The 16499-nt window shown below is 68.8% G+C and carries 13 protein-coding genes and 1 riboswitch; of the genes, 9 read left to right on the top strand and 4 right to left on the bottom strand.

The window, feature by feature from the left end; translation table 11 throughout:
- A partial coding sequence (locus AC04ME_RS14295; protein ID WP_475435612.1) for a dehydrogenase family protein occupies positions 1-816 on the top strand: 816 nt, incomplete at its 5' end.
- 73 nt (positions 817-889) lie between these two features.
- On the opposite strand, the gene AC04ME_RS14290 is transcribed toward AC04ME_RS14295, so the two are convergent.
- The 3 genes from AC04ME_RS14290 to AC04ME_RS14280 form a co-directional block, all read right to left on the bottom strand.
- Complete coding sequence (locus tag AC04ME_RS14290; protein WP_079112487.1) at positions 890-2323, bottom strand: APC family permease; 1434 nt, start codon at positions 2321-2323, stop codon at positions 890-892.
- A 159-nt stretch (positions 2324-2482) separates the two neighbouring features.
- Positions 2483-5617: an aminotransferase class III-fold pyridoxal phosphate-dependent enzyme gene (locus AC04ME_RS14285; RefSeq protein ID WP_475435609.1), complete on the bottom strand. Its 3135-nt coding sequence runs from the start codon at positions 5615-5617 to the stop codon at positions 2483-2485.
- Positions 5614-6240: a gamma carbonic anhydrase family protein gene (locus AC04ME_RS14280; protein WP_042542210.1), complete on the bottom strand. Its 627-nt coding sequence runs from the start codon at positions 6238-6240 to the stop codon at positions 5614-5616. Before AC04ME_RS14280 ends, AC04ME_RS14285 begins: the two co-directional genes overlap by 4 nt.
- A gap of 154 nt (positions 6241-6394) precedes the next feature.
- On the opposite strand from AC04ME_RS14280, the gene AC04ME_RS14275 reads away from it, so the two are divergent.
- Positions 6395-7276: an SDR family oxidoreductase gene (locus AC04ME_RS14275; protein ID WP_475435607.1), complete on the top strand. Its 882-nt coding sequence runs from the start codon at positions 6395-6397 to the stop codon at positions 7274-7276.
- A 10-nt stretch (positions 7277-7286) separates the two neighbouring features.
- Here the strand turns inward: AC04ME_RS14275 and mfd are convergent, their stop codons facing one another.
- Positions 7287-10850 (bottom strand): transcription-repair coupling factor, encoded by a 3564-nt coding sequence (gene mfd, locus AC04ME_RS14270; RefSeq protein ID WP_042542085.1) that lies wholly within the window; start codon positions 10848-10850, stop codon positions 7287-7289.
- An 80-nt stretch (positions 10851-10930) separates the two neighbouring features.
- Between mfd and AC04ME_RS14265 the strand changes: the two genes are divergently transcribed.
- The 7 genes from AC04ME_RS14265 to AC04ME_RS14235 all read left to right on the top strand — a co-directional run bounded on the left by AC04ME_RS14265 (position 10931) and on the right by AC04ME_RS14235 (position 16490).
- Complete coding sequence (locus AC04ME_RS14265) at positions 10931-11494, top strand: GNAT family N-acetyltransferase (protein ID WP_056376032.1); 564 nt, start codon at positions 10931-10933, stop codon at positions 11492-11494.
- Positions 11495-11540: 46 nt separating this feature from the next.
- Positions 11541-12404: an Fpg/Nei family DNA glycosylase gene (locus AC04ME_RS14260; protein WP_475435605.1), complete on the top strand. Its 864-nt coding sequence runs from the start codon at positions 11541-11543 to the stop codon at positions 12402-12404.
- Positions 12405-12458: 54 nt separating this feature from the next.
- Positions 12459-12604: riboswitch (FMN riboswitch) on the top strand.
- 72 nt (positions 12605-12676) lie between these two features.
- Positions 12677-13711, top strand: coding sequence for a bifunctional diaminohydroxyphosphoribosylaminopyrimidine deaminase/5-amino-6-(5-phosphoribosylamino)uracil reductase RibD (gene ribD, locus AC04ME_RS14255; RefSeq protein WP_475435603.1), 1035 nt, complete (start codon positions 12677-12679; stop codon positions 13709-13711).
- A complete protein-coding gene (locus AC04ME_RS14250) occupies positions 13711-14340 on the top strand; it encodes a riboflavin synthase (protein ID WP_475435602.1) in 630 nt (209 codons plus the stop codon). Before ribD ends, AC04ME_RS14250 begins: the two co-directional genes overlap by 1 nt.
- A complete protein-coding gene (gene ribA / locus AC04ME_RS14245) occupies positions 14337-15605 on the top strand; it encodes a GTP cyclohydrolase II (RefSeq protein ID WP_475435600.1) in 1269 nt (422 codons plus the stop codon). Before AC04ME_RS14250 ends, ribA begins: the two co-directional genes overlap by 4 nt.
- Complete coding sequence (gene ribH / locus AC04ME_RS14240; RefSeq protein WP_056376023.1) at positions 15602-16075, top strand: 6,7-dimethyl-8-ribityllumazine synthase; 474 nt, start codon at positions 15602-15604, stop codon at positions 16073-16075. The genes ribA and ribH overlap by 4 nt, the downstream gene beginning before the upstream one ends.
- A 55-nt stretch (positions 16076-16130) precedes the next feature.
- The gene (locus tag AC04ME_RS14235; protein WP_079112480.1) at positions 16131-16490 is read left to right on the top strand and encodes a Fe-S protein; all 360 of its coding nucleotides are present in this window, start codon (positions 16131-16133) and stop codon (positions 16488-16490) included.
- Positions 16491-16499: the final 9 nt, after the last annotated feature.

Genomic DNA, 16499 nt, shown 5'->3' with positions numbered 1-16499 from the left:
GGGTATCTCTTCGGGCAGTACCGCAAGATCACCAACCGTCATGAGTCGGGCWTGTTCACCGGCAAGGGCACCGGCTGGGGTGGCGCCGAGGTGCGCACCGAGGCCACGGGCTATGGCGCCGTGTTCTTCGCGCAGGAGATGCTCGGAGTCCACAACGACTCGCTCGACGGCAAGCGCGTCGGCGTCTCAGGCTCGGGCAACGTCGCGATCTACGCGATCCAGAAGGCATCGCAGCTCGGCGCGACCGCTGTCACCGCATCCGACTCCTCCGGATACGTCGTCGACGACGCCGGGATCGACGTCGACCTGCTGCGCCAGATCAAGGAGGTCGAGCGCGCCCGCATCGTCGAGTACGCGAACCGTCGCCCCGGCGCGCGCTTCGTCGAGGGCGGCAGCGTCTGGGAGGTTCCCGTCGACATCGCCGTGCCCTCTGCCACGCAGAACGAGCTCGACCTCGACGCTGCCGAGGCGCTCATCGCCAACGGCGTGCGCGCCGTCTCGGAGGGCGCGAACATGCCCTGCGTCCCCGCCGCCGTCGAGGCGTTCCAGGGCGCCGGCGTGCTCTTCGCGCCCGGCAAGGCCGCGAACGCCGGAGGCGTGGCGACCTCCGCACTCGAGATGAGTCAGAACGCCTCGCGTCAGCGGTGGAGCTTCGACGCCAGCGAGAACAAGCTGCGCGAGATCATGGCCGACATCCACAGCGCCGCGTTCGACGCCGCAGAGCGTTACGACGTCGCGGGCGACTACGTGGCCGGGGCGAACATCGCCGGCTTCGAGCGCGTCGCCGGCGCGATGCTCGCGCAGGGCGTGATCTGAGCCCACTCGCGTCCCGCACACAGGTGAAGAGCCGCCTCCCTCACGGGTGGCGGCTCTTCTGCATCCCGCGTCGTCAGCTCTCGTCGACCGGCACCTTCACGACCTTGTTGAATCCGGTCACCGCCTGGTTCTCGTCGAACGCGACGACCTTCTTGCGGAAGCCCCTCGTGATCACAGCGAGGTAGATCAGCCCGAGCGCCGTCCAGATCAGACCACCGGTCAGGGCGTCCGCGTGCAGGTTCGCCCACAGCAGTCCGGTAAGCAGCATGCCGATTCCCGGCATCACGATGTAGGAGAAGATGTCGCGCGGCGTGTGACGCCGACCCTTGCGGATCGCGAACCAGGCGATCACCGAGATGTTCACGAAGGTGAACGCGATCAGCGCGCCGTAGTTGATCCACGCCGCGATCAGCTCGAGAGTGAAGGGGATGGCGAGCAGTGAGATGGCGCCGACCAGCACGATGTTGAAGGTCGGCGTGTGCGTACGGGGGTTGATGTAGCCGAAGGCCTTCTGCGGCAGCACGTTGTTGCGTCCCATCACGAGGAGCATGCGCGACACCGATGCGTGCGAGGCGAGCCCGGACGCCAGGGTCGCGCAGAAGCCCGCAGCCGTCAGCACGGCCATGAGCACGTTGCCGCCGACGAGGTTGCCGATGATCGGCAGGGTCGAGTCCTCGACGTACTGCATGTCGCCACCGGGAGCGAACTCGTTCCAGTCCGGGAACCGCAGCTGCGTCACGTACGCGGCCACGAGGAAGATCGCTCCGCCGAGCAGCACCGTGAGCAGGATCGCTTTCGGCATGATCTTCGGGTCCTTCGCCTCCTCGGCGTACATCGTCACGGCGTCGAAGCCGATGAACGAGAAGCAGACGATCGTGGCGCCCATGAGCACCGCGCTCATCGTCGCCCCGTCGTGGATGAACGGAGCTGCCGACGCGATCGTCCCCGCACCCTCACCACGCATCAGCTGGGCGACGACCATGACGACGAACACGACCATCACGACGATCGAGAACACGAGCAGGATCATGTTCATGTTCGAGGTGCCGCGCATGGTCATGTAGATGATGCTCGTGACGAGGATGCAGTAGAGCACCACCCAGATCCAGCCGGGGATATCGGGGAACAGCGCCTCGAGGTAGCTGCGGATGATGAGGCAGTTGACCATCGGGAGAAGCACGTAGTCGATGAGCGAGGTCCAGCCGACCATGAAGCCGAGGTTCGGATGGATCGACTCGCGCACGTAGGTGTAGGCGGATCCGGCGCTCGGGATGGCACGGGAGATCTTGCCGTAGCTGATCGCCGTGAAGACCATCACGACGAGGGCGACGAGGTAGGCGGCGGGGACGACGTTGTCGGTGTCGCGAGCCACCATGCCGAAGGTGTCGAAGACGACGGTCGGCGTCATGTAGCCGAGACCGAGACCGACGATCGCCCAGAGACCGAGGTTGCGTCGCAGTCTTCCGCCACCCTGCGCGAGCGGCTTCGTCTTGATGGGCGTGGCCATGAGTACTCCTTCGGGAACAGCGCATGGGTCGGACTTCGGGCGATCCGACGCTGACGCTCAGTATGTACCCGGGATATTCCTCAGCGGAAGAGCAGATCTGATTCGAAATACGCATTTAACATGCCGTGAACCGACTCGATTCGAAGATCGGCCCCCCGATCACCACCCGTCAGTGAGCACTCGATCCAGCATCGCGACCACGTGGTCGGCGCTCTCGATCGACAGACAGAGCGGAGGCTTGATCTTCAGCACGTTCGATCGCTCGGAGGTCGTGAGCACGATCACGCCCAACTCCCGCATCCGCTCGCAGATCGCTGCGGCCTCGGCATCCGCCGGCTCCATCGTCTCGCGATCGCGCACCAGCTCGACGCCGAGATAGAGCCCCTCGCCGTGCACGGGACCGATCAGCGGATGCCGCTCCGCGAGCGCACGAAGAGCGTCTGCCAGATGTCCACCGACCTCGAGGGCGTTGCGCTGCAGATCGTCCTCGACCATGGCGTCGAGCACGGCGAGGCCGACGCTGCTGCTGAGGGTGCTGCCACCCGCTGAGGAGAAGAACTGCCCCTGGCTGCTGAGCGCGTCGGCGATCCGCTTCGATGTGATCACGCCCCCGATGGGGAAGCCGTTGCCCATCGGCTTGGCGATCGTGACGATGTCGGGGACCACTCCGGACTGCTCGAACCCCCAGAAGGTCGATCCCATGCGACCGAAGCCCACCTGCACCTCGTCTGCGACGCAGAGGCCACCCCGCGCGCGCACGAGTTCGTAGGCGCCCGCCAGGTAGCCGTCGGGCAGGAGCACTCCCCCGGCGTTTCCGAGCACGGACTCGCACAGGAAGGCTGCGGGCTCTCGGCCGTCCGCGACGAGACCGTCGAGGTCTGCGGCGAGATCGGCGAGGTAGCGGCCGGCCGTGTCCTGTCCGCGGTAGGTACCGCGGAACGCGTTGGGCACGTCGGCGATGTGCACCCAGTCGGGCCGCGTCTCGAGAGCATGCGGGTTGTCGTAGGCGCTGGTCGTGACCGCATCGCTTGCCAGCGTCCACCCGTGGTAGGCCTCTCGGAGCGCCACCACCGTGCGTCGTCCGGTGGCCGCCTGCGCCAGACGGATGCCGAGATCGACCGCCTCCGAGCCGCTGTTCACCAGCAGCACCGTGTCGAGACCGCTCCCCTCGGGCATCAGCGCGATCAGCCTCTCGCTGTACTCGGCGAGATCGCGGAACAGGAACCGCGAGTTGGTGGCGAGCGTCTTCAGCTGCCGGTTCGCGGCCGCCGCGACTCCGGGATGACCATGGCCGAGTCCCGCGACGTTGTTCACCATGTCGACATAGCTGCGACCGGTCGTGTCGACGAGATGGTGCCGCCAGCCGCGTTCGATCTGCGGCGGATGCTCGTAGTAGCGCTCCTGAGCGCTCGCGAAGATGCGCTCCCTGCGCTCGAGCTCCTGGGCGGCCTCGTCGTGCTGCGCGTGGGAGGGAAGCCCGAGCAACGCAGCCGGGTCGGCGGTGAAGCGGCACCACGCCGCGACGCGATCGGGTGCCACGAGATGCGCGGCGACTGACGTATCGGGCCGCGGCGCCGGAAGCGGCGGAGCATCGGCTCGGCTGAGGCCGATGATGATCGTCCTGTTCTCGAACGATGCCGCGAGCCTGCCGATGCTCTCGCCCCGTTCGACTCGGCCGCTGCGGTTCGGCTCGAGGTCGGCGCCCCGGAGCTCGAGCACCCACCCGGTGTCGAGCGCGATGCGCACCCCACCCTCTGTGATCTTGAGCTCGCCCTCTGCCGGCGCGATCATCCGCGACGACGGCCCAGGGGCGACGTGCACTTCGGTCTCGATCGGCCAGGTGGCCGCAGCGCTCGCGGTGTCGACCGCCGTGCGAGTGAGCCGGAACACGCCGTACGGAACGACGGCAGCTCGCGCACCCCTCGCGTGGGCCTCGGCGACGAGGAGCGCCTCGGCGTCGGGATGCGCCCATCGGCCTGCGTCCAGCCCCTCAGCCTCGACACCGGGGTCGACGACGACGACGCGACCGTCGAGCTCCGGAAGAAGGGTCGACAGCTCGGGGCGTGCATCGTCAGCAGCGGCGAACGGCGAACGGCCGGGCTCAGGAGTCCCGGGCTCAGCAGCCTCGGGCTCGGTCTTCTCGGGCTCGGGAGACTGCGCCACTGCTGCCTCGGGCTCTTGCGCCTCGGGCTCTTGCGCCTCGGGCTCCCGGGTCTCCGGCTCCGGCACCGCCGTGTGCGAGGCGGTCGGCGTCGGCGCCTCGAACTCCGGCGACTCGAACCCGAGCCGAGCGAGCACCAGCTCGGTCGCCTCGGCGAGCGGAACCGCCGTCGCGGCGTCGAAGATCGCCTGCTCGCCGGCGATCCGCTCGCGGGCATAGTCGTTGTCTCCGTCGATCGCGAGCTGTCTCCACCCGCTGGCGACGAGCAGAGCCGCTCGCAGCACGACCAGTGGCCACACGGCGAGCGCTTCGTCACGACTGAGCGGTGCGTCGGCATGGAACGCGACCACGGTATCGAGGGCACGGAGCGGGCGCTCCGGCTCGTGGTGCAGCATCGACGAGACGCATACGGCCAGTTCGGCGACGCGCCAGCCGAGCCCCAGATCGCCCAGGTCGAGGACGGTGTGCGGGTGCAGCCGGGAATCGTCACCGCGCGTCCCGGCGACGTTGTCGTCGGTGAGGTCGCCGTGGATCGGCTGCACCGGCAACGCAGCAGCCACGATCGACAGTGCCTTGTGCGCGTCCTCCGCGGCCGTGCGCACGCGGGAGCGCAGCTCGGCCTCCGTCACCGCCGGGGCGAGCGCGCTGATCTGGGCATAGGCGACGCGCATGTCCCACATCTGGTCGCGCTCGAGCCCCGGATGCGCGAGACCCGCGAGCGCGTTCACGGATGCCGCCGCCAGCGCGCCGAACTCGGCGAGGACCACGGGAGCCAGATACCCCGCATCGACCATCGGCTCACCGGGGGCGAACTCACTGCGGCGCACCGCGAATCCCCGCCAGCGCTGCGTGAGCTGACCATCGAGTCCGGGGAGCACGGCGGGAACCCGCACGCCGGCCGCGCGATAGGCGTCGAGCGCCGCATGCTGCGCGGCTCTCGCGTCGTCACCGAAGACGGGGTTGTCGACGCGCAGCACGCTGCGCGATCCGTCCGGCTCGATCAGCACGAAATTGCGGTCCTGATTGCTGCCGAGCTCGGTCGCCACCGCCTCGACTCCGTAGCATTCGCGAGCGATCAGCGCGGCGTCGTCCGTGCTGATGTCCGGTCGGACGAGCCCCGCGCCGTCACTCACCCGCGACCCGCCGCGCGACCGTCGGCGTCGAGACGCACATCGTCGGCGTGCCGGGCCAGCGAGCTGCCGTAGCGCTCGGTCAGCTGCACCATGAGGTCGGGGGTGTCGCGATCCACGCCGAAGACGTGCCCGGGGAAGTCGAGTTCGGGTTGTGCGGCGGAGATCTCCTCCTCCCTGTCGGGAGACAGGAGCTGCACGGGATCTCCGACCGCGACCCAGCCGATCGGCACGACCGTTCCGGCCGGGAGCACCGCTCGTCGGTGCACGATGGCGTTCACCCGCACCTCGCATCGATCGCCCACCAGCGCACCGTTGAAGATCCGTGCGCCCGACGCGAAGAAGACCTCTTCGCCCACGGTCGCGCCAGCGATGCTCGCGAGCGTTCCCACGAGGGTGTGCGCACCGATGTGCACGGCGTTCGCGGCCGTGGCTCTGATGAGCGCGTTCTCCATCACGATCACGTGCTCGCCGATCGTGATCGGCCCTCCTTCTGCGGTGATCACGGCGCCATGGAGCACCTGGCAGTCAGGGCCGATGGTCACGTCTCCGGAGATCACGGCGGTGGGAGCGACGACGGCGGTGTCATGGATCCGGGGCCGAGCCCCGAGGTGCTCGTACAACATGACGCCAGCGTAGCGCCGCCGCATACGTGTCGAGAAGGCTGACCGAGCCTCCTGCTACGCTGACGCCCATGAAGTGCAGCTAACTCGATCCCTCCCCCGCCTCCGACCGCCGTTCGGCGTGCCCGGGGCTCCATCGATCGAAAGGCGCATCGCCATGCACTCCCACGACCTTCCCCTGTTCGGACGCACTGCTCTGGTGACCGGCGTCTCCCGCAGACGCGGCATCGGATTCGCGACCGCGACGACGCTCGCGTCCCTCGGCGCGAACGTGTTCTTCCACCACTTCCGCCCCCATGATCTCGACCACCCGTGGGGCGCGGACGACCTGGACGCGGTTCGCGCCGGCATCCACGACTCCCTCGCATCCGGGGCCATGATGGGCGACGCCCAGGCGGATCTCCGCGACCCGGCCAGTATCGACCCTCTGCTCGACGCGGCATCAGCGCTCTCGGGTCGGCTCGACATCGTCATCTGCAACCAGGCGATGAGCGGCGGCGACGGCACGATCTTCGACATGACCGCCGACCGACTCGACGCGCACTGGCAGGCCAACACCCGCGCCTCGCTGCTGCTCACAGCCGGGCTGGCGAATCGAGTACGCCGAGAACTCGGCGGTGCAGAGACTCCGGTCGGTCGCCCCGGCGACAGCATCCCGTCGCTCGGCCCCTTCGAGAAGCCGACCGCTCACGTCGTCTGGATGACCTCGGGTCAGGGCCACGGGGCGATGCGCGGCGAGATCTCGTACGCGACGAGCAAGGCCGCGCTCGCGGGGATCACCCGTTCGACTGCGGCCGAGCTGCTCGATGTCGGGATCGTGCTGAACACCGTCAATCCGGGTCCGGTGAACACGGGCTACCTCGATGCCGACACCACGGATCGCGATCTGTCGGGCGTCGAGGACTGGATCGCGGGCACGCCGTTCGGCCGTGTCGGTCGCCCCGACGACCCTGCCCGCCTGATCGGCTGGCTGTGCACGGACGCCGGCTCGTGGGTGGTCGGTCAGGTGCTGACCACCGACGGCGGATTCTCGCTGTAGCCGGTTCCCGTCACTCGACCTTCGCCGGTTCGGGGAAGATCGCTGTGAAGAGCTGGTCGACCCAGTCGAGCAGCTCGGCCGCCTGGAGCGGTTCGAGTCCCACTCCCACGGCGGCGGGCACTGTCGGCATCGGCACGACGAGCGCCTCGCCTCCGCCGACCAGCTTCGCCTTGGGGTACAGCCGCTGCAGGCGCACTTTGATCGAGTCCTCGAGTCGAGCCGGTGCGATGCGCAGGTTCGAGCCCATGACCACGACGTCGGAGAGTCCGGCTCTGGCTGCACGACGGCGAAGGCGGGAGACCGCGATCAGGCCCGTGACCTCGTCGGGAGGGGTGCCGTAGCGGTCGGTGAGCTCGTCGATGACGAGATCGATCGCGTCGTCCTTCGCCGTCGCCGTCGACGCCGCTGACAGCTTCTGGTATGCCTCGAGACGAAGTCGCTCGCTGTCGATGTAGTACTCGGGGATGCGCGCGTCCAACGGCAGCTCGAGGCGCAGCTCCTGGCCCGACTCGACGTCTTCGCCACGGAACGTCGCGACGGCCTCGCCGATCATCCGGAGGTAGAGGTCGAATCCGACCCCGGCGATGTGTCCGGCCTGTTCACCGCCGAGCAGGTTGCCGGCGCCTCGCAGTTCGAGGTCTTTGAGCGCGACCTGCATTCCCGACCCCAGGTCGTTGTTGACGGCGATCGTCTGGAGGCGGTCGGCCGCCGTCTCGCTGAGAGGCTTCATCTCGTCGTAGAGGAAATACGCATAGGCGCGCTCGCGACCTCGACCGACACGTCCGCGCAGCTGGTGCAGCTGGCTGAGCCCGTACTTGTCGGCCCTGTCGATGATGATCGTGTTCGCGTTCGCGATGTCGAGACCCGTCTCGATGATCGTGGTCGAGACGAGCACGTCGAACTTGCGCTCCCAGAAGTCGTCGACGACCTGCTCGAGCGCGTGCTCGCCCATCTGACCGTGCGCCACGGCGATGCGCGCCTCGGGCACGAGCTCGGCGAGCTGGGCAGCGACGCGCTGGATCGACTGCACGCGGTTGTGCACGAAGAACACCTGACCCTCGCGCAGGATCTCTCGACGGATCGCCGCCGCCATCTGCTTGTCGCTGCGGGGTCCGACGAACGAGAGGATCGGATGCCGGTCCTCCGGCGGCGTCGCGAGCGTCGACATCTCGCGGATGCCCGTGACCGCCATCTCGAGCGTGCGCGGGATGGGCGTCGCGCTCATCGCGAGGATGTCGACATTCGTCTTCATCTTCTTGAGGGTGTCCTTGTGCTCGACGCCGAAGCGCTGCTCCTCGTCGATGATCATCAGGCCGAGGTCTTTGAACATGACCTGATCGGTGAGGATGCGGTGGGTGCCGATCACCATGTCGACCGTGCCGTCGAGCAGGCCGTCGAGAGTGAGACGCGCCTCCTTGTCGGTCTGGAAGCGCGACAGCGGACGCACCTTGACGGGGAATCCGGCGAAGCGCTCGGTGAACGTCTCGAGATGCTGCTTGACGAGCAGCGTCGTCGGCACGAGCATCGCGACCTGCTTGCCGTCCTGGATCGCCTTGAACGCCGCGCGCACGGCGACCTCGGTCTTACCGAAGCCGACGTCGCCCGACAGCAGCCTGTCCATCGGGATCGGCCGCTCCATGTCGGCCTTGATCTCGTCGATGGTCTGCAGCTGATCGAGGGTCTCGGCGAACGGGAACGCCTCTTCGAGCTCGCGCTGCCAGGGCGTGTCCGGGCCGAACGCGTGACCCTTCGCGCTCATCCGCGCCGAATACAGCTTGACCAGCTCGACGGCGATGTCGCGCACGGCCTTGCGAGCCTTGCCCTTCGCCTGCGACCAGTCGCTGCCGCCCATCTTCGACAGGGTCGGCCCCTCGCCGCCGACGTACTTCGAGAGCAGGTCGAGCTGATCGGTGGGCACGTAGAGCTTGTCGCCGGGATAACCGCGCTTCGACGGGGCGTACTCGAGCACGAGATAGTCGCGCACGGACTTCGTCGCGTTGCGCCCGCCGGTCGACACCTCGCGCTGCGTCATCTCGACGAATCGGCCGATGCCGTGCGTGTTGTGCACGACGTAGTCGCCCTGCTTGAGCTGCAGCGGATCGACGACGTTCTTGCGACGCGACGCGAGCTTCTTGACGACGCGCTGGTCTCCGCCGATCGTGCGCCCGTAGAACTCGTTGTCGGTGAGGACGGCGAGCTTGGCCTCGGGGATCTGGAATCCGGCCTCGACCGAGCCGGTGACGAGAGTCGCGACGCCGGTGTCGGGCGCGTCGGTGAGCTCGGACACGATGCGAGCGGCGATCCCCCGGTCGGACAGCACGTCGCGGGCACGGTCGACGAGACCCGCTCCGGCGGCGATCACGACGACCCGCCAGCCGTCTGCGACCTTCGCCTCGACGAACGAGATCGCACCGTCGACGTTGCCGTGGAACGACGGGATGACCGAGGCGTCGATGGTCTCGGCGTCCTCGCCGCCCATCGAGAACGGGCTCAGTCGCCACCAGACGCCACCGCGATCGCGGACGACCTCGCGCAGCCGGGCGATGGTGAGGAAGTCGCCGGCACCGAGATCGATGGGAGCCGACGCGCCGGAGGTCGCCGCACTCCAGGCCGCGTCGAGGAACTCGCGGTTGGTCTCGCCCAGTGTGATCGCACGGGCGCTCGACCGCTCGGGGTCGACGACGGCCGTCGCGACGCCCTCGGGCAGGTATTCCGCGAGCGATTTCAGCGGACCGGAGACCGCCGGAAGAAGAGACTCCATGCCCTCGACCGGGATTCCCTCGGCCATCTTCTCGAGCATCCCCGCGATCGCCGGGAACCCGCCGATCAGCGCTCGCGCGCGATCGCGAACGTCAGGAGTCAGCAGCAGCTCGCGGCTCGGCGGCAGATCGACGCCGTCGACGTCGCCCGGGAGCGAGCGCTGATCAGCGACGGAGAACGAGCGGATCTGGTCGATCTCGTCGCCGAAGAACTCGACGCGGAACGGATGCTCCGAGATCGGGGGGAACACATCGAGGATGCCGCCTCGGACGGCGAACTCGCCTCGGCGCGACACCATGTCGACGCGCGAATAGGCGCGCTCGACCAGCTGCTCGACGACGTGGTCGAGTTCGTGACCGCGGCTCGCGGTGCGCAGCTCGAGAGGCGCGATCTCACCGAGGTTGCCCGCGATCGGCTGAAGGGCGGCTCGCACGGAGGCAACGACGACGAGGGGGTGATCGCCCGACCATTCCGCGATGCGACGCAGGGTCTGCAGTCTCTGACCCACCGTGTCGGTGCTGGGGCTGAGTCGCTCGTGCGGCAGCGTCTCCCACGCGGGGAAAGTCACGACCTCGGCATCGGGGATGTACGCGGTGAGCGCGGCAGCGAGACTCTCGGCCCGCCTGCCCGTCGGGACGACGGTCAGGAGCGCGGCGGGATGCCCCGCTGCCCGGCGCTTCTCGAGCAGACCCGCGAGCGCCGGAGCGTCGAGTCCGTCGACCAGGCCGAGATCGGCATCGGTCTGGGCCCACGTCAGGGCGTCACGAAAAAGAGATGCCTCTTCCAAGGCGCGCAGAATCCCCGGCACAGTCACCGGACAAGCCTAGCCGCGGCCGCAGACACCGGCATCGGGATCGTCCCGGACCCGCGCTGCGAGACCCGTAGGATGCCGGGATGGAACCGGTCACTCTCACCACCGAGCGCCTCGTCCTGCACGTGCCGGACGAGTCCGACATCGACGCGATCACCGCGGCCTGTCAGGATCCGGAGATCCCTCGATGGACCACCGTGCCGAGCCCGTACACGCGCGAGCACGGCGAAGGGTACGTCCGCCTGATCGGCGAGTGGTGGGCCGATGGCAGTCAGGCGATCTGGTGCGCCTATCGCGACGACGAGCTGGTGGCCTCGATCGGACTGCACCGCATCGTCGAGCACTCGACCGGCGGGGACGCCGAGATCGGCTACTGGGTCACGGCGTCCGCCCGCGGCAACGGCTACCTCGTCGAGGCTGCGCGCGCCGTCGTCGACTGGGCGTTCGACGAGCTCGGCCTCGCCCGCCTCGGCTGGCGTGCGGTCGCGGGCAACGTCCCGTCGGCCCGAGCCGCCCGCGCCCTCGGGTTCCGGTATGAGGGTCTGGGGCGACAAGCGCTCACGAGCGACCGCGGGCGTGACGACGGATGGTTCGGCGGGCTCCTCGCGACCGACGATCGCACCCCGGTGGACTGGCCGATCCTCTGAGAAAGCGCCCTAGCCGCGTGTCCGACGTCGGTGGCAGGATGAGCGCATGCCTGAGATGCCGGAGGTCCAGGGCCTGACCGCCTTTCTCGCCGAACGCACGGTGGGGCGCACGATCGTTCGGACGAGCGTGGGCGCGATAGCTGCTCTGAAGACCTACGACCCGCCCAACACGGCTCTGCACGGGGCAGAGATCACCGCAGCATCTCGCCGAGGCAAGTTCATCGTGCTCTCGTGCGGCGACGACCTGCACCTCGTGTTCCATCTCGCCAAGGCAGGCTGGCTGCGGTGGTACGAGACACTGCCGACGACGCTCATCAAGCCCGGCAAGTCACCCATCGCCGTGCGGGTGGGCCTCGACGACGAGAGCGGCTTCGACCTCACCGAGGCGGGCACGAAGAAGTCGCTCGCCGTCTATGTCGTGCGCGACCCGGAAGAGGTGCCCGGCATCGCCCGCCTCGGCCCGGATCCACTCGAGGAGACCTTCACGCGTGATGTGTTCGCCGGGCTGCTCGACGGCCGGCGGACGCAGATCAAAGGGCTGCTGCGCGACCAGAGCGTGATCGCCGGGATCGGCAACGCCTACTCCGACGAGATCCTGCACGCCGCGCGCATGTCGCCGTACGCGATCACCGCCACGCTGAGCGGCGACGAGATCGATCGGCTGTACGCCGCCATGCGGACGACGCTGACGGATGCCGTGGCCGAGGCCTCCGGCAAGCCGCCGGCCGACCTCAAAGACGCGAAGCGCCGGGGTATGCAGGTGCACGCCCGTCGCGGCGAGGCGTGTCCGGTGTGCGGCGACACCGTGCGCAGCGTCTTCTTCGCCGACCGCTCGATGGAGTACTGCCCGACCTGCCAGACCGGGGGCAAGCCGCTCGCCGATCGCCGCCTGTCGCGGCTGCTCAAGTAGCACTTCGACGCGGAATGAAACGCAGTCGGATGTGTTGAGTACACTCAGAGCATCAACGTGCTCCGGGGTCGGTGAGAATCCGAACCGGCGGTGACAGTCCGCGAGCGTCTCGGTTCTCCGAGATGCCGATCCGGTGGAATTCCGGGACCGACGGTGGTGCGAGGCCCAGCCTCGCTAGTCCGGAAGGGAGGCAGCACGGTGCGCCGCCGCGCGCGCGTTCTGCCGACGTCTCCTCCCGAGGAGAATCCCCGGAGCCTCAGAGAGGACCACGGATGGCAGTGAACGAGGCGGAACGGCGGGCGATGACCCGTGCGCTCGAGCTCGCGACGCTCGGCCCACGGGGCGTGAACCCTCAGGTCGGCGCCGTCATCCTCTCCCCCGAGGGCGAGATCATCGCCGAAGGCTGGCACCACGGCGCAGGCACGCCGCACGCCGAGGTCGATGCGCTCTCGAAGCTCGCACCCGGCGCGGCCGACGGCGCGACCGCTGTCGTCACCCTCGAACCCTGCAACCACACAGGGCGAACCGGCCCGTGCGCCGTCGCGCTCATCGACGCGGGCGTCTCGCGCGTCGTCTACGCACTCGACGACCCGGGCGAGGTCTCGGGCGGCGGCGGCGAGCGTCTCCGCGCCGCGGGGGTGAGCGTCGACTCGGGCGAACAGGCCGATGCCGCGCACGCGATCATCGGGGACTGGCTCACCGCTCAGCGTCTGGGGCGCCCGCACGTCACGGTGAAGTGGGCCCAGTCCCTCGACGGTCGGGCTGCGGCATCCGACGGCAGCAGCCAGTGGATCACCGGACCGCAGGCCAGGGCCGACGTCCATCGACGTCGAGCCGCTGCGGATGCGATCGTCGTCGGAACCGGCACCGTGCTCTCTGACGACCCCTCGCTGACGGCCCGCGACGGCGACCTGCTCTACGACCGGCAGCCGATCCCGGTCGTGATCGGCTCGCGCTCGACCCCCGACGACGCGTCGATCCGTCGGCACCCGAAGACACCGCTCTTCTTCGACACGCACGACCTGAGCGCAATGCTCGCCGACCTGCATTCACGCGGCGTCCAGAGCGTGTTCGTCGAAGGGGGTCCGACCCTGGCGAGCGCGTTCATCGCAGCCGGACTCGCCGACCGCGTGCTCGCCTACGTCGCTCCCGTGCTGCTCGGCGGCGATCGACTGGCGCTCACCGACATCGGCGTCGACACCATCGACGCCGCCCGACGCCTGACGATCGAGGAGTGGCTGCCCCTCGGTGCAGACCTGCTCGCCGTCGCACACCCCGTGCTCACCACTGAAGAAGGAGCCGCCTGATGTTCACCGGAATCATCGAGGAGATCGGCGAGATCACCGCGATCGCGCCCGCCGGAGACGGGTGGCGTCTGACGGTCAGGGCCCCCAAAGCTGTGTCCGACGCCGTGCACGGCGAATCCATCGCGGTCTCCGGCGTCTGCCTCACGGTCGTCGACTCGACAGCCGACACGTTCGACGCCGACGTGATGAAGCAGACCCTCGACGTCGCCGCCCTCGGCGGAGCGACCGTCGGCACTCGCGTGAACATCGAGAAGGCGATGCCGGTCGGCGCCCGCCTCGGCGGTCACATCGTGCAGGGTCACGTCGACGGTGTCGGCAGCGTGCTCGAGGTGCGCCCCGGCGAGCAGTGGAGCGTGCTGCGCATCTCGCTGCCAGACGACCTCGCGCCGCTCGTCGTCGACAAGGGCTCCATCTCGGTCGACGGCACCTCGCTCACGGTGAGCGCGGTCAGCCCCGTCGACATCGATGTCCACTGGTTCGAGATCTCGCTCATTCCCGAGACTCTCGCCGCCACCACCCTCGGCTCGCGTGCGGTCGGCGACCGCGTGAACCTCGAGACCGACATCCTCGCCCGGCACGTCGAACGTCTGCTGGCGTTCAGGGCAGCACCGGAAGGAGGCTCGCGATGAGCCTTTCCACCATCCCCGAGGCCCTCGAGGCCCTCCGCACCGGGCGACCGGTCCTCGTCGCAGACGACGAGAACCGCGAGAACGAGGGCGACGTCATCCTCTCGGCAGAGCTCGCCACGCCCGAATGGGTCGCCTGGACGGTTCGCTGGTCATCCGGCTTCATCTGCGCGCCGATGCCCGCCGACCTCGCCGACAACCTCAACCTGCAGCCGATGGTCGCGGCATCCGAGGACGCACGCTCGACCGCCTACACGGTGAGCGTCGACGCGGCAGAGGGTGTGACCACCGGCATCAGCGCTCACGACCGCGCCCACACGCTGAACGTCCTGGCGAACCCCGAGTCGACCGCGACGAGCATCATCCGCCCCGGACATGTGCTTCCTCTCCGCGCGGTCGACGGCGGCGTACGCGAGCGCAGCGGTCACACCGAGGCTGCTGTCGACCTGATGAAGCTCGCGGGTCTGCGCCCGGTCGGCGCGATCGCCGAGGTCGTCGCCGAGGACGGCAGCATGATGCGGCTTCCCGGGCTCATCGAGCTGGGTGCGCGCGACGGCGTGCCGGTCATCACGATCGAGCAGCTCATCGCGCATCTCAACGAGACCGACCCCACCGGCTGGTCTCCCGAACGAGCCAGCAGGCGCGTGAGCCTGCGCGCGGATGCGACCGTGCCCACCACGCACGGCACGTTCCGCTTCCTGGCGTACAAAGACAGGGTGACCGGCACCGATCACATCGCCGTCGTGTCGGGCGAGCCGAGCGAGACCGCTCTCGTGCGGGTGCACTCGGAGTGCCTGACGGGCGAGGCGTTCGGGTCGCTCAAGTGCGAGTGCGGCCCCCAGCTCGACGCCGCTCTCGACGCGATCGAGCAGGACGGCGGCGTCGTCATCTACATGCGGGGCCATGAGGGCCGGGGCATCGGGCTGATCAACAAGCTCCGCGCGTACAGCCTGCAGGAGGAGGGCCTCGACACGGTCGACGCGAACCTCGCGCTGGGGCTCCCGGCCGACGCCCGCGACTATGCGGCTGCGGCGGGAATCCTCGCCGACCTCGGTGTGTCGAAGGTGCGCCTGCTGACGAACAACACCGACAAGGTGAATCAGCTGCGCGGCCTCGGGCTGGATGTCGTCGAGCAGGTGCCGCTGATCGTCGGCGTCGGACCCAACAACCACCAGTACCTCGAGACCAAGCGTGACCGGATGGGTCACATCATCGGAGAGGCGGAGCTCGCAGAGGCTCTTGCCGACGGACGGAAGGACGACGCATGAGCGGCGCAGGAGCACCCAAGACCGAGAAGATCGACGGACGCGGACTGAAGGTCGTCATCGTGGCCGGCACGTGGCATGACGTGATCACCGACGGCCTGATCGCCGGTGCGCAGCGTGTCCTCGACGAGGCCGACGCCGCATACCGGCTCGTGCGCGTGCCGGGTTCGTTCGAGCTCGCTCTCGCCGCGCAGGCCGCGTTCGCGGGCGGGGCGGACGCCGTCGTCGCCCTCGGCGTGATCATCCGCGGCGGAACCCCGCACTTCGAGTACGTCTCGGCCGCGACGACCGACGGACTGACCCGCGTCTCGCTCGATGCGGGCAAGCCCGTCGGCTTCGGCGTGCTGACGCTCGACGACGAGAAGCAGGGCCTCGACCGCGCGGGTCTCGAGGGCTCGAAGGAGGACAAAGGCGCGGAGGCTGCGGATGCCGCGCTGCGCACCGCGCTCCTCGTGCGCGCGCTGCGGGGCTGAGAGGTCAGCCTGCCCTTGCTGGCGCGCGCACCTCGCGTGCTCCTAGCGTGAGGGTATGGAGACTCTGCGTCATGTCGTTCTGTTCGTCCACCTGATCGGCTTCGCCGTGCTCTTCGGCGCCTGGGCGGTGCAGGCCTTCGGCGGCAAGCGCGAGTTCACCCGTCTGATGAGCATCGGCATGACGATCGCCGCGGTCGCGGGCCTCGCACTCGCAGCACCGTGGGGTCTCCCCGAGGGCGTCGAGATGAACTACGCCAAGATCGGCACGAAGCTCGTCGTGCTCCTCGTGATCGGTGCGCTCCTCGGCATCGGCACCTCGAAGCAGCGCAAGTCCGGATCCGTGCCCGTCGCGATGTTCTGGCTCGTCGGCATCCTGACGGCGCTCAACGCAGGCATCGCGGTCATCTGGCGCTGAACCGCGGAT

The organism is Microbacterium sp. LjRoot205 (assembly GCF_056175745.1).
The sequence above is the reverse complement of the archived record's forward strand: the minus strand, read 5'-3'. Positions and strand labels throughout refer to the sequence as shown.